The sequence below is a fragment of the Micromonospora sp. PRAS1 genome (genome assembly GCF_059553435.1).
Window position 1 is genome coordinate 1 of record NZ_JCANNB010000070.1, and the last position, 13642, is coordinate 13642.

8 protein-coding genes and 2 pseudogenes are annotated in these 13642 nt (G+C 72.7%); 4 read left to right on the plus strand and 6 right to left on the minus strand.

Annotation, left to right across the window (positions count from 1 at the left end; genetic code table 11):
- Positions 1 to 59 precede the first annotated feature (59 nt).
- Positions 60 to 227, plus strand: a pseudogene (locus tag AC507J_RS31810) (imine reductase family protein); the annotation flags it as partial.
- Between the two features lie 168 nt (positions 228 to 395).
- Positions 396 to 797, plus strand: a complete 402-nt coding sequence (locus AC507J_RS31815) for a PPOX class F420-dependent oxidoreductase (RefSeq protein ID WP_496294214.1) — start codon at positions 396 to 398, stop codon at positions 795 to 797.
- Between the two features lie 78 nt (positions 798 to 875).
- Here AC507J_RS31815 and AC507J_RS31820 read toward each other — a convergent pair whose 3' ends face one another.
- Both AC507J_RS31820 and AC507J_RS31825 read right to left on the minus strand, forming a co-directional pair.
- Entirely contained in the window at positions 876 to 3935 is a 3060-nt protein-coding gene (locus AC507J_RS31820) for a hypothetical protein (protein WP_496294202.1), read from the minus strand.
- Between the two features lie 136 nt (positions 3936 to 4071).
- Positions 4072 to 7029 (minus strand): ATP-binding protein, encoded by a 2958-nt coding sequence (locus AC507J_RS31825; RefSeq protein WP_496294204.1) that lies wholly within the window; start codon positions 7027 to 7029, stop codon positions 4072 to 4074.
- Positions 7030 to 7190: 161 nt separating this feature from the next.
- On the opposite strand from AC507J_RS31825, the gene AC507J_RS31830 reads away from it, so the two are divergent.
- Positions 7191 to 8849 carry an NAD(P)/FAD-dependent oxidoreductase gene (locus AC507J_RS31830; protein WP_496294206.1) on the plus strand — a complete coding sequence of 553 codons (1659 nt, stop codon included), beginning with the start codon at positions 7191 to 7193 and terminating at the stop codon, positions 8847 to 8849.
- On the plus strand, positions 8846 to 10300 hold the full coding sequence (locus tag AC507J_RS31835) for an ATP-binding protein (protein ID WP_496294208.1): 1455 nt from the start codon (positions 8846 to 8848) through the stop codon (positions 10298 to 10300). The genes AC507J_RS31830 and AC507J_RS31835 overlap by 4 nt, the downstream gene beginning before the upstream one ends.
- Before the next feature lie 24 nt (positions 10301 to 10324).
- Here the strand turns inward: AC507J_RS31835 and AC507J_RS31840 are convergent.
- The 4 genes and pseudogenes from AC507J_RS31840 to AC507J_RS31855 all read right to left on the minus strand — a co-directional run.
- Positions 10325 to 11101, minus strand: a pseudogene (locus AC507J_RS31840) (sulfite exporter TauE/SafE family protein); the annotation flags it as partial.
- A complete protein-coding gene (locus AC507J_RS31845; RefSeq protein WP_496294210.1) occupies positions 11098 to 11727 on the minus strand; it encodes a rhodanese-like domain-containing protein in 630 nt (209 codons plus the stop codon). The pseudogene AC507J_RS31840 and the gene AC507J_RS31845, both read right to left, overlap by 4 nt.
- A gap of 59 nt (positions 11728 to 11786) precedes the next feature.
- Positions 11787 to 13187: an MBL fold metallo-hydrolase gene (locus AC507J_RS31850; RefSeq protein WP_496294212.1), complete on the minus strand. Its 1401-nt coding sequence runs from the start codon at positions 13185 to 13187 to the stop codon at positions 11787 to 11789.
- A gap of 177 nt (positions 13188 to 13364) precedes the next feature.
- Complete coding sequence (locus AC507J_RS31855) at positions 13365 to 13634, minus strand: metal-sensitive transcriptional regulator (RefSeq protein ID WP_496294216.1); 270 nt, start codon at positions 13632 to 13634, stop codon at positions 13365 to 13367.
- Positions 13635 to 13642 lie beyond the last annotated feature (8 nt).

Sequence of the window (13642 nt, forward strand, 5' to 3'; positions counted from 1 at the left end):
GCGCGGTGGGGGTGCCGGCGGCGGCGTTCGCGCCGCTCGCGAGCCGGGGAATCGAGACGGTGACCGGCTGGCTGCCCGGCTACGCGAAGCAGATCGACGAGGGCGTCTACCTCGCCGACGATTCGACAATCGACACCCACCTGGCCGCGATGGCGCACGTGATCGCGGAGGGCGAGGCGCTCGGCGTCGACGTCGAACCGTCCCGGCTGGCCCGGACGCTGGCCGAGCGTGCGGTGGCCGACGGACACGGTGGCAGCAGCTACGCGGCGCTGATCGAGCAGTTCCGCCCGCCGGCCGCCAAGAACCCGGACCTGAAGCCGGCCGCCGAAGACCCGGGCCCACAGCCGGCCGCCAAGAATCCGGACCCGGAGCCGGAGCCGTACGAGCCGCGTGCGCTGCTCGCCCGGAGTCGGCTCGGGGTGCTGGCCACGATCAAGTCGGATGGCCGCCCACAGCTTTCGCCGGTCCAGCCCTACTACGACCGGGTGGCCGGTCTGCTGTACGTGTCGATGACGGAAGGGCGGGCCAAGACGGCGAACCTGCGCCGCGACCCGCGCGCCACGCTGGAGGTGACAAGCCCCGATGGCCGGGCGTGGGCGACCGCCGAGGGGACGGCGACCCTGACCGGTCCCGGCACCGACCCGGACGGCCCCGAGGTGGCGGCGCTTGTCGACTACTACCGGCGGGCCGCCGGTGAGCACCCGGACTGGGCCGAGTACCGGTCGGTGATGGTCGCCGACCGCCGGGTGCTCATGACGATGACTGTCGACCGCGTGTACGGCGAGCGGATCGGCTGACGGGGGAAAGCGGCCGGTGGCGCTCCGCGTGGAGCACCACCGGCCGGTTCTCGAACGGATCAGCTGACCAGGAACGGATCAGCCGGCGCGGTTCACCCGGTCCACCGTCTCCAGTTCGGCGACAAGCGCCTCCACCTCCGGCGAGCCTTCGACATAGACCCCGTCCTTGACCTCCCGGAAGTGTCGGACGTACTGCGCGGCGAGCTGGTCCGCCCGCGACCCGGAGAGGGCGGTGAGGCAGTTGCTCACGTGGTCACCGGTCGAGCCGGCCGCGGCCGTGCACGCCGTGTCGTACGGTGCCACCTGGTCCTTGCGCACGTTGGGGCTGAAGCCGAGCTGGCACGGTGCCCCAGCGCCGGCCTGCTCGCACCCGGCGTAGTTCAGCGCCGCCCGGGCGTACGCGTCGGACATCGAGGTACGGTCCGGCGCGGCGGCACCCGGCAGCGCCGAGTAGTCGCCAGGAATCCGCAGCGAGCCGAAGAGCAGCGAGCTGAGCGTGGCGTTGCCGGCCAGCGCCTTGGGGAAGGCGACCTCGGTGTACGCCCGCAGCAGCGCGATGGTCTCCGCCAGCCGGCGCTTCTTCTGCTCCAGCGGCGTGGCGGTACGCAGCTCGTGGTTGACCGCGTCGTAGTACTGCCGGATCTTGCCGTGGAAGCCGGCCTCGACCTGCCTGGTCGCCTCGGTGACCTGGGCCGGGACGCTCGTGCTGGTGGCGGACTGCTCCAGCAGCGTCTTGTAGGTGTTCCAGTTGTCCTGCGCCACCGTGTTGGCGAACTTGCAGGTCTGCGTCTCGGTCTTGTAGTTGTAGACGCAGACGTTGCCGTACCACCGCTTGGCCCGCAGGGTGCGGATCTCCTGCACCGGCTGGCCCGGCCACTGCGCCCGGACCCGGATGGTCACCTCCAGGTTGGCCGCCCAGGTCTCGGTCGGGTCGCCCTGCATGTCCGCCCACTCCGCGCTCCAGCAACCCGAGAAAGTCGGCTTGCGGTTGGCGGGCAGCACGATCGTCGCGTTGTGGAAGACGTTCGGCATGCCCTGGAACGCGTTGGTCGGGGTCGCCCGGGACAGGCCGTAGCCGGAGCAGATCGGCAGCGTGCCCGGCCCGGCGACCCGGGTGGTCGGGTTGGCGTCCGCCGCGCCGAACGGGTTGTACGCCTTGTCGGTGATCCGGTCCCGCACCTTGACCAGCTCCGCGTTGACGTTCGCCACGTCCTGGCGGTATTCGCTGATCAGCTGGGTGAAGACCCGGTTCGGGGTGCCGTCCTGTGACGAGCTGAGTACCCGGGCGGCGTTCAGGTGGTCGGTGCCGATCTGACGCACCTCGTCGGCCCGGTACTTGCCGATGCGCCGGGCGTGCTCCGGGTTCTGCAACTGGAGCGCGGCGTACGCCCGGCCGCCGAGCTGGAACACTCCGGACGACGGTGCCGTGTTGCCCGGCTCGGCCAGGCCGGCGCCGTAGCGGGCGTTTGCCAGCCAGATCAGGTACGACAGCGAGCCCCCGGGGCCGTACCGGTTGAGGATGGTGATCGGGTCGTCACCGAAGGAGGCCGACGTCGAGGCCATCGGCTCCAGCCGGGACAGGCCGGTGGTGCCGAAGTGGATCGGGATTTCGGCGTCGTCGCTGTACTTGTCGTAGCTCATCGGCCCGCCGGTGCGCTTTTCGTAGTTCACGTAGCCGTTGATGGCGGTACGCATCGGGGTGAGCGTGGTGGTCTGCAACGCCCGTGCGGTGAACAGCGCCAGCGAGTCGAGCTTGGTGTCCAGTTGCAGCAGCCGGGCCTGGATGTCGGTGAGCTGTCCGCGTACCTGCCCGATGTCCTGGAACAGCCGGTCGAACTGGCCCATCATGTCGACGTAGACCACGCTGAGCGCCCGCTCGATGGCGTCGAACCGGCCGTGCATCTCGGTGCGGAGGCTGTTCACGTCGGCACGCAGCGCGGCGAGCTGGTCGAGGATCATCTGCTCCGGGGACGGCCCGCTGGCGAACATCGGCAGCACGCTCATCACCGCGCCGAGGATGTTGCCGGTCAGCGCCAGGGTGCTCAGCGAACCGAGCGCCTGGGCCACGCCCAGCCCGGCCACCGTCGGCAGGTAGTTGTTGATCGCGGTGGCGATGGCCAGCCCCGCCTTGCCGACTGTGGAGATGTGGTTGCCGAGGTCCTTGTCGGCGAAGCCGGCGAGGGTGGCGAGGATGAACAGGCCGGAGCCGGCCGCGTCGAGCACCACCTGGCGGTCGGCCGCCTCGCCCAGCGCCCGGGTGTAGTCCTGCGCGGTCGGCTTGGGTCCCGGCCCCACCGGGTACTTCAGCGAGAGCGCCGCCAGTTGCTCGCGGATCTGGTCGTTCTGCGCGTTAAGCGACGCCAGGCCCGCCTCCACCTGACGCCGGATCTCAGCCAGGTAGTCGTTCATGTTGTTCTGATGCAGCAGCAGCGCCTCGACGTCGACGTACGTGGCCAGCAGCGGGTCGGCCTGCAACTGGTCGATGCTCGCGTCCAGGATGACCCCGGCGCGGCCACCGATCATGCCGTTCCAGGCGGCGGTGAACGCCGCGTCGTTCTGCCCGAACCGGGTGACCTCACCCCAGGCGTGGTCCTGCACGCCGTAGAGCGCGGTCAGGTACATGTTCGTCTGGTACGCCCCGGTGACCTGGTTCTCGATCGCCGCGGTCTGTGCCAGCTGCTCGCCGACGGTGCTCTCCAGCAGCGCCCGCAGCGCCGGGGTGGCGATGCTGACCCCCGGCACCCCGGACGCCGCGTCGATCAGGGTGACGAGCGTCGAGTACGCCCCCGCCCCGTAGACGTCGGCGGTGGCGTGCTCGTCCAGCTCGGCGTTGATAAGCGCCATGTGCCGGCTGATGTCGGCGGTGCTGGCGTTCGGGTTCGCCCGCCGCCAGTCCATCGTCGCCACGGACAGCACCATGTCTCGTAGACCCTGGGTGCCGGTGGCGTGGATCCGCATGTACGCGGAGAAGAGCCGGTCCCGCGCCTGCTGCGCGTCCCAGTCGACAGTCCCGTTGGCGCTGGCCGGCACGGCCGGTGCCAGGGTCAGGCACATCACGACCGAGAGCAGCCCGGCGATCAGCCCCGGACGCCGGTTACGGATGTCGCCGGCTCTGCGCCGACGAAGTGTGGTTGTCACGTTCCCTCCTTCGCCGGCCACCCCCCGGCGACCGGCGCGGACAGTCTGGACAGCACCACTGTGGATCGACTGGAGGTCGGCCTGCCGGACCCCAGCGGCCCGGCGGACCACCGGCGACCGTGCCTCCCGGAGCAGGTCATCGCAGGTACGCCGCCAGCAGGTCGGTCACCTGGCCCGGGTCCAGTTCGCGGCCGGAGCGCAGCGCGGCGGCGAAGCGCTCGGGGCCGACCGCCGCCGTCAGCGCGGACCGTACCTGTGGCGCGTGCACCGGGTCGGTGCGTTCCGGGGCGAAGCCGAGCGTCGCCGACATCGCGTCGAGCGCGCCCAGCACCGTGGCGCCGTCGACGGCCGGATCGCGCCCGGCCGGAGCCGCGTCGGTGCCGGCGAGCCGGGCCAGCGCACCGGCGGTGGTGTGGGCGACCATCATCCAGGAGGTGACGTCGCCAGCGTCCTGCCGCTGCACCAGCGCGGCGGCCCCGAGCCCGGCCGCCGTGCCGGGCCGGTCCCGGGCCAGCTCGGCCAGCATCAGCGACCAGGCGGCATTGCTGGTGGCGAAGTCGTGGCCGCAGGCCACCGCGGTACGCCACGCGTCGGCGAGCGGCCCGGCGGCGGCCTCCGCGCCCCGGGTGAGCAGGACCACCAGCCCGAGCGAGGTGCCCACCTCCGCGCCGACCCAGTCCAGCCCGCTCGCCTCGGCCAGCCGCATCGCCGCCGTTGCCCGATCCAGCGCCATCTGCGGGTCCTCGCCGACGAGTACCGCGAAGTGTGCCGCGTAGCCGGCGCAGCGGGCCCGGGTGATCTGGTCGCCGGCCCGCTCGGCGTGCGCGACGGCGGCACTCATCAACGCGTACGCGGAGGGGATGTCACCGGCGAGGTAACGCAGCCCGGCCCGGGCCAGCAGGGCCCGGGCGGTGAGCCGGGGATCGACGTCGCCCCGGCGTTCGGCCTCGTCCAGCAACTCGCCAAGCAGCGCGCCGCCCTCGTCGATCGCGCCCCAGCGGTACCAGAACCAGATGAGCGCGCCGACCAGCCGCAGACCCGTCACGGTGTCCCCGGCCTGGCGTGCGGTGGCGAAGGCGGTCCGGACGTTGTCCCGTTCCGGGCCCATCCGGGCGGTCCACCAGGCGGCCCGGCCGTCGACCATTCCCGCCTCGGCGGTTTCCGCCAGGTCCCGCATCCAGCACAGGTGCGCCTGCCGGGCACCGGCCCGTTCCGTCGGGTCCTGGGCCTGCTCGGCGAAGGCCCGGATCGGCTCCAGCAGCCGGTACCGGTCGTCGTGCCCGCGTACCACCAGGGACCGGTCGGTCAGGTTGCCGATCCGCAGCAGCGTGCCGGCCGGGTCGGCGGCGGCCAGCCGGCCGTCGGGCGGGTGCAGGTCACCCGACCCGGCGTCGAGCCGCCCGGCGAGGCCGGCTCCGGCGTCGTGGCGCCCCGCCGGGCCGGCTCCGGCATCGAGTCGCCCGGCCAGGTCGGCGACGGCGTCGAGGGTGAACCCGCCGGAGAAGACGCTTGCCGTGCGGAGCAGCCGCTGCTCGGCCGGTTCCAGCAGGTCGTAGCCCCAGGCGATGGCGGTGGCGACCGAGCGGTGCCGGGGAGGGCCGGGGCGCTCGTCGGCGAGCAGCGGGGACCGGTCGGTCAGGCTCCGGGCGAGCACGTCCAGCGGCAGTACGCGGGACCGCGCCGCGGCGATCTCCACCGCGAGCGGCAGGCCGTCCACCGCCGCGCAGATCCGCCGGATCAGCCGTCCGTCGGTTTCGTCGACCTGCCAGCCCGGTCGGGCGGCCCGCGCCCGGGTGACGAAGAGTTCCACCGCCTCGGGCAGCGGCAGCGGACCCACCTCGGCGAGCACCTCGCCGGCCAGCCGCAACGGCTGCTGGCCGGTCACCAGCACGCGCACCCCGGAACAGCCGCCGAGCAGGGTGGCGACCACCCGCCCGATCTCGTCCGTCAGGTGCTCGCAGTTGTCCAGGACGAGAAGCGTCTCCCAGCCGTGCAGCACGGCGGCGAGGGTGTCGAGGCTCTCCACGCCGACCAGGCCGACCGCGCGGGCCACCGTCGCGGCCACCAGCGCCGGGTCGCGTACCGGCGCCAGCTCGACCAGCCACGGGCCGGTCGTGCCCGGCGGCGCGGACCGGGCGAGTTCCAGGGCGAGCCGGGTCTTGCCCACGCCGCCCGGCCCGACCAGGGTGACCAGCCGGTGCCGGGCCAGCAGTTTCGCCAGGTCGATCAGCTCGGCGTGCCGGCCGACCAGCCCGTCGACAGGCATCGGGAGCCGGCCGGGCGGCGGGCCACCGGTGACCCGGATCGATCCGGAACCGGCGGTCGGGTCCAGTGCGGGCGCGTGGGCAAGCACGTCCGACTCCAGCCGGCGCAGCCGGTCGCCCGGGTCGACACCGAGTTCCTCGGCCAGCCGCCGCCGGGCGGCCCGCAGGGTCGCCAACGCGTCGCCCTGCCGGCCGGCCCGGTACTGCGCCAGCGCCAGCAGTTCCCAGAGCCGCTCGTCGAGCGGGTGCTCCTCGACCAGCGTGGCGAGCGGGGCGATGGCGGCGCTGTGCTCGCCGAGGGCGATGGCGGCGGCGTGCCGGTCGGCCACCGCCGTGGCCCGGACGCGTTCCAACCGGGCGGCGTGGGCGAGCAGTGGCTCGGCCTCGGCCACGTCCTCGTACGGCCGGCCCCGCCAACTGGGCAGCACCGCGTCCAGCGCGGTGACCGCCGCCGCCGGGCGGTTCGCCACAAGCGCCGCGTGCGCCTCGGTGGCCGCCCGCTCGAACCGGGCCGCGTCCACGCTTGTGGCAGCCAGGCGCAGCGCGTAGCCGGAGCCGTCCCAGACCACGGTACGAGCGGCGGCGCGGGCCACCCGACCGGGTTCGAGCGTCCGGCGCAGCAGTGCGACGTACCCCTGGAGGGTGTTGCCTACCGCCGGGGGTGGATTGTCCGGCCAGACCTGCTCGATCAGCGTGCTCGCCGGCACCACCCGCCCGCCGGCCGCCACCAGCAGCGCCAGCACGGCGCGCGGCCGGGGCCCGATCTTGACCTCCGTCCCCTCGACCCGCACCCGCACCGGGCCGAGCACCGACACCTCCACGTCCGCCATTCCGCTCCACTCCCTCAGTCGATCTCGGCGATAGGACCCCCGAGCGGGCCGGCGAGGTTGGCGGCCGGGCTGTCGGTTATCCGATGGCGTGTCGCCGGCCGTCGCCATGGGGCGGATCACGAGCGGTGCCACCGGCAACACCAGCGTGGTTTCATGGGCGGATGGCGAACCCCGTGATCCTCTCCGTCGACGACGACCCGGCGGTCTCCCGGGCGGTCGCCCGGGATCTGCGGCGTCGCTACGGCGATCGCTACCGGGTGGTCCGGGCCAGCTCGGGGCCGGAGGCGCTGGAGGCGCTGCGCGAGGTCAAGCTGCGCGGCGAGCAGGTGGCGCTGCTGCTGGCCGACTACCGGATGCCGCAGATGAACGGCATCGAGTTCCTGGAAGCCGCGATGGATCTCTTCCCCGCCGCGCGGCGGGTGCTGCTTACCGCGTACGCGGACACCGGCGCGGCGATCGACGCGATCAACCTGGTCGATCTCGACCACTACCTGCTCAAGCCCTGGCACCCGCCGGAGGAGAAGCTCTATCCGGTGGTCGACGCCCTGCTGGAGGCGTGGTCTGCCACTCCGGCGGCAGCCTCGACGGAGATCCGGGTGGTCGGCCACCGCTGGTCCGCCGAGTCCTTCGCGGTCCGTGACTTCCTCGCCCGCAACCTGGTGCCGTACCGCTGGTTGATGGTGGACGACCCGGAGGCCGGGCGGCTGATCGCGGCGGCCGGGGTGAGTCCGGACGACGTGCCGCTGGTGGTCACCGCCGACGGTAAGACCCTGGTGGCGCCCACGGAGGCGGAGCTGGCCGGGCTGGTCGGGCTGACCGTCGCCCCGGCGGCGGAGTTCTACGACCTGGTGGTCGTCGGCGGCGGACCGGCCGGGCTGGGCGCGGCCGTGTACGGGGCCTCGGAGGGGCTGCGCACCGTCCTGGTGGAGCGGCAGGCCACCGGCGGGCAGGCCGGGCAGAGCAGCCGGATCGAGAACTACCTCGGCTTTCCCGACGGGGTCTCCGGCGCGCAGCTCACCGACCGGGCCCGCCGGCAGGCGCTCAAGTTCGGCGCGGAGCTGCTCAGCACCCGGGAGGTCGTCGGTCTGGAGGAGGCCGGTTCGGCGCGGCTGCTGCGGTTCAGCGACGGTCAGACGCTCGCCGCGCACGCGGTGGTGCTGGCGACCGGGGTCTCCTACCGGATGCTCGACGCGCCCGGCCTGGCCGAGTTCACCGGTCGGGGCGTCTTCTACGGCTCGGCCGCCAGCGAGGCACCGAGCTGCGTCGGCGCGGAGGTCTACATCGTGGGCGGGGCGAACTCGGCCGGGCAGGCGGCGGTCTACTTCTCCCGCTACGCCCAGCGGGTGCACCTGCTGATCCGGGGCGCCGACCTGACCGCTTCGATGTCCCGCTATCTGATCGACCAGCTCGGTCGCCTCGACCAGGTGACCGTGCACCCGTACACGGAGGTGGTGGCCGGCGCGGGGAAGGAGCACCTGCAACGGCTGACGCTCTGCGACACGCGTACCGGCCAGCGGCGGGAGGTGGACGCCTCCTGGCTCTTCATCTTCATCGGGGCGGCACCGCGTACCGGCTGGTTGGACGGCACCCTGGTCCGCGACCAGCGGGGGTTCGTGGTGACCGGCCCGGACCTGGTCGCCGAGGGGCACCGGCCACCGGGCTGGGCGCTGCCGCGCGACCCGTACCACCTGGAATCGAGCGTGCCGGGGGTGTTCGCCGCCGGTGACGTGCGGGCCGAGTCGGTGAAGCGGGTCGCCTCCGCGGTCGGCGAGGGCGCGATGGCGGTGTCGCTCGTACACCGCTACCTGGAGGCACAGTGAGCACCCCGACACCGGACGCCGAGGCACCGCGGCGGCTGCCGCCCGACGAGATCCGGACGCTCTTCCTCTTCGAGGCGCTCGACGACGGGCAGCTGGCCTGGTTGGCCGAGCACGGGCGGGTCGAGACGCGGGCGGCCGGTGACCTGGTCTACGCCGAGGGCGATCCGGCGGAGTGCTTCTTCGTGCTGCTGGACGGCACGGTACGGCTCTGCCGCACGGTCCAGGGCGACCAGGTGGAGATCAGCCGGACCGCACAGCGCGGCGTGTACGGCGGGGCCACCCAGGGATACCTGGGCAACGAGGACCAGCGCTACCGCAACAGCATGTGGGCGCTCACCGACGCCGAGTTCTTCGTGCTGCCGTCGGCGAAGTTCGCGTACGCGGTGCGTACCTGGTTCCCGATGGCGATGCACCTGCTGGAGGGCATGTTCATCGGCATGCGGGACACCCAGACGCGGGTCGGTGAGCGGGAGCGGCTGCTGGCCCTGGGCTCCCTGTCGGCGGGGCTGACCCACGAGCTGAACAACCCGGCGAGCGCCGCGGTACGCGCCACCGCCGGCCTGCGGGAGCGGATCGCCGGCATGCGGCACAAGCTCGGGTCGCTGGCCGACGCCCGGCTCGACGGCCAGCAACTGCGTACCCTGGTGCGGCTCCAGGAGGAGGCGGTCGAGCGGGTGGCCAAGGCGCCCGACCTGACCGCCATGGAAACCAGCGACGCCGAGGACGAGCTGACCGACTGGCTCGACGAGCACGGCGTGACCGAGGGGTGGGACCTGGCGTCGATGCTGGTCAGCGGCGGGCTCGACATCGACTGGCTGGACCGGGTCGCGGCGGCGGTGAGCGCGCCGGACCTGGAGCCGGTGGTGCGGTGGCTCACCTACGGGGTGGAGACTGAGCTGCTGCTCCGGGAGATCGACGACGCGGCCACCCGGATCTCCACCCTGGTCGGCGCGGCCAAGCAGTACTCCCAGCTCGACCGGGCGCCCTACCAGGTGGTGGACGTGCACGAGCTGCTCGTCGCCACCCTTGTGATGCTCAAGGGCAAGTTCCCCGCCGGGATCCGGGTGGTCAAGGAGTTCGACCGGAGCCTGCCGGCGATTCCGGCGTACGCCGCCGAGCTGAACCAGGTGTGGAGCAACCTGATCGACAACGCCCTGGGCGCGATGGGCGGGACGGGCGTCCTGACCATTCGCACCGGCCGCCTCGACGACCAGCTCTTCGTCGAGATCGGCGACACCGGTCCGGGCATCCCCGCCGAGGTCCGCCCCCGGATCTTCGAGCCGTTCTTCACCACCAAGCCGGTCGGCGAGGGCACCGGCCTGGGGCTGGACATCTCCTACCGGATCGTGGTCAACAAGCACCACGGCGACATCCGGGTGACAAGCGTGCCCGGTGAGACGGTGTTCCGGGTCCTGCTGCCGATCACCCCGGAGACCCCACCGGCCGGCTGACCCCGTTCTGATTCGTTACGACAACAGCTGCTGGGCCAGCACGAAGACTCCCATCACCACCACGAACCAGCCGAACGCCCGGCGCAGCCGGGCGGCCGGGATCCGGCCGGCCAGCCGGCCACCGAGCAGGCTGCCGACGACCGCGGCGGCGGTGACGGCGGCGGCGAGCCGCCAGTCGAGGCTGACCGTGGAGAGGTAGCCGGCCAGGCCGGCGAGGGACTTCATCGCGATGACGACAAGCGAGGTGCCGACCGCGACAGGCATCGGCAGCCCGCCGAGCAGGGCCAGGGCGGGTACCACCAGGAATCCACCGCCGGCACCGACCAGGCCGGTGGCCAGGCCGACAAGCACGCCGTCGAGGACGATCCGCAGCGCTCGCGGTTCGTGCGACACCGGCCGGCCCTCGGCGTCGCACCGTTCGGGAGCCGCCCCGGGAATGGGCCGGCGCCCGCGGAGCATCGCGACCGCGGTGGCGAGCATCATCACCGCGAAGCCGGTGAGCAGGACCGTCGTCGGGACGTACGCGGCGAGCCGGCCACCGGCGTACGCGCCCGCCATGCCGGCCAGGCCGAACACCAGTCCGGTGCGCCACCGTACCCGGTGGGCGCGGGCGTGCGGCAGTACGCCAACCGCGCTTGTCACCCCGACGACCAGCAACGACGTGGCGATCGCCTCCCGGGCGGGCAGATCGGCGACGTAGACCAGCAGCGGCACGGCGAGGATCGAGCCGCCCCCGCCGAGCAGGCCGAGGCTGACCCCGATCAGTACCGCACCGATCAGGGTCAGGACCAGGGCGGTCACGGCCGGTTCCGGGCCGGACCATCCTGCCGCAGCCGGCCTTCCTGCCGAGGCTGGCTCTCCTGCCGCAGCTGGCCGACGACGGTGTCCAGGTCGCAGCTGGCGCCCCGGTTGTATGGCAGCTTGCTGAGCAGCATGCCCATGGCGCAGGTGTTGGTCAGGGCGGCGACGGTCAGGCCGGCACCGATGAATGCGGCCACCCACTTCAGGCCCGGTACGAAGACCGAAGCCAGGATGCTTGCCAGCACGATCGAGCCGGCGACCAGCCGTACCTGCCGTTCCAGGTCCCACCGGGACCGGCCCCGGTTGGTGGGTGCGTTCGCCGCCTGCCAGGCGAGCATGCCGCCGTCGAGCACCCGGAGGTTGGGCAGCCCGGCGGCGGCCAGGGACCGCTCCGCCTGGGTCGCGCGGGCACCCGACCGGCAGATCAGCACCACCTCCTCGTCGAGGTGGCGGCGCAGCTCGTCGCGGTGTTCGCGGAGCAGATCCAACGGCACGTTGTACGCCCCGGGGATGTGCGCCGTGGCGAACTCGCCGGGGGTACGCACGTCGAGCAGCCGGGGCGTACGCCCGTTGGCGAGCAGGGCGCGCAGCGTCGTCGGGTCGATGGTCGAGGGGTGGTTCGACACACTCGTCTCCTTGCCTGGGGTGGTTCGGTTCGGTTCGGGTCGGGTTGCTGCGGAGGTGGTCAGTTCGTCGCGGCCAGCCGTACGCCTGCCGCTTCGGCCCGGCCGAAGGAGTCGTCGATCAGGACGACCTCCCGGCCCGCCTTGACCAGCAGCGATGCGGCCACGGAGGCGCGGTAGCCGGAACCGCAGTGCACCCAGATCGGGCCGGCCGGCACGTCCGCCAGCCGTTGGGGCAGCTCCGGCAGCGGAAGGTGCACGGCACCCTCGACGTGGCCGGCGCGCCACTCGTTGGTCAGCCGTACGTCGAGCACTACCTGCGGGGCGGGCAGCCCGGCCGGTGCGTTCCCGGCCTGCGCGGCGGCCAGCGCCGGGAAGTCGGCGACCATCAGCTCACCCAGGTCGCCCGGGTCGATGGCCCACTCGCGCGGCCCGCCGGTCGCCTGTGCGGCGGGCCGGTCGATGCCGATCCGGACCAGTTCGCGCTGGGCGTCGGCGACCTGCTCGGGCGTCTCGGCGAGCAGGGTGATCGGGGCACCCCACTCGATCAGCCAGCCGAGCCAGGTCGACATCGGACCGTCCAGGCCGAGGCTGACCGTGCCGGCGAGGTGGGACATCGCGTACGCCTTGCGGTGTCGCAGGTCGACCACCCACTCCCCGGCGGCGATCCGATCCCGCAACTGCCCGGCGTCGGCCCGGGCGACCGGGGTGAGGTCGACCGGCGCGGGACCGGCGGCGTTCGCCACCCCCATGTGCGCGTAGTACGCCGGGTAGGCGTCCAGCCCGGCCAGGGTCTCGGTGACGAAGTCCGCCGCGGCCAGCCGGAACACCGGGTTGGCCTGCTTCTCCCGGCCGATCGTCGACTCCGGTGCGTCGGCCTGGCTCGCCGAGCAGAAGCTGCCGAACCCGTGGGTGGGCCAGACCTCCGCCCCGTCGGGCAGCAGCTCGGCCAGCCGCTTGGCCGAGGCGTACTGGTGGTGCGCCAGTTCGTGGGCGTGCTGCTTACCGAGCAGGTCGGTGCGGCCGGTGGTGCCGAAGAGCAACGATCCGCCGGTGAACACCCCGGCCGGAGCCCAGCCGGTCTCGTCGGCCTCGTCGAGCACGTACGACAGGTGGTGGAACGTGTGTCCCGGCGTGGCGAAGACGCGGACCCGCATTCCGTCCGAGACGTCGACCACGTCCCCGTCGGCGACCGGTACCCGGTCGAAGTCGACCTGGTCGGCGGCGGCCACCAGGTACCGCGCACCGGTCAGCCGGGCCAGTTCCAGCCCACCGGAGACATAGTCGTTGTGCAGGTGCGTCTCGAACACATGCGTGATCCGTACGCCGGCCGCACCCGCCAGATACAGCACCCGGTCGATGTCCCGCTGTGGATCCACCACGATCCCCACCCGGCCGTCCGTGGCCAGGTAGCTGCGGTCGCCCAGGGACGACGTCGCGATCACCGAAACCTGCACCGTCATTGCCAACTCCTCTCTCCTGCTTCCCGCTGTATACCCCGGGGGGTATACAGCGGGCAGACTTCTCCCATGAAATATCGGGCCATCCCGGGCGCCGTCCCGCCGGAATGGCGGGATCAACTCAGGGCTGATGCCGCCATTCCGCCGAAACGGTGTCAATCAAGAGCCGGCCCCGGTGGATCACGCCAGGGCGAGGAACAGCTTCTCCAGCTCCTCCTCGGTCATCTCCGGCTGCTCGCCGCCTTCGCGAGCGGCCGAGCAGTGGCGCATGCCGGAGGCGATGATCTTGAAGCCGGCCCGGTCGATCGCCTTGGACACCGCGGCGAGCTGGGTCAGCACGTCACGGCAGTCCTGGCCGTCCTCCATCATCTCGATCACGGCGTTCAGTTGCCCCCGGGCGCGCTTGAGTCGAGTCAGGGCGTCGCCGGTCATCTCAGGCCGAAGCTTCATCCCACACC

Excerpts from the sequence above, each read along its gene's own strand:
- AC507J_RS31855 (WP_496294216.1), bottom strand. The coding sequence starts at position 13,634 with ATGAAGCTTCGGCCTGAGATGACCGGCGACGCCCTGACTCGACTCAAG.
- AC507J_RS31830 (WP_496294206.1), top strand. The coding sequence starts at position 7,191 with ATGGCGAACCCCGTGATCCTCTCCGTCGACGACGACCCGGCGGTCTCC.
- AC507J_RS31825 (WP_496294204.1), bottom strand. The coding sequence starts at position 7,029 with ATGGCGGACGTGGAGGTGTCGGTGCTCGGCCCGGTGCGGGTGCGGGTC.
- AC507J_RS31850 (WP_496294212.1), bottom strand. The coding sequence starts at position 13,187 with ATGACGGTGCAGGTTTCGGTGATCGCGACGTCGTCCCTGGGCGACCGC.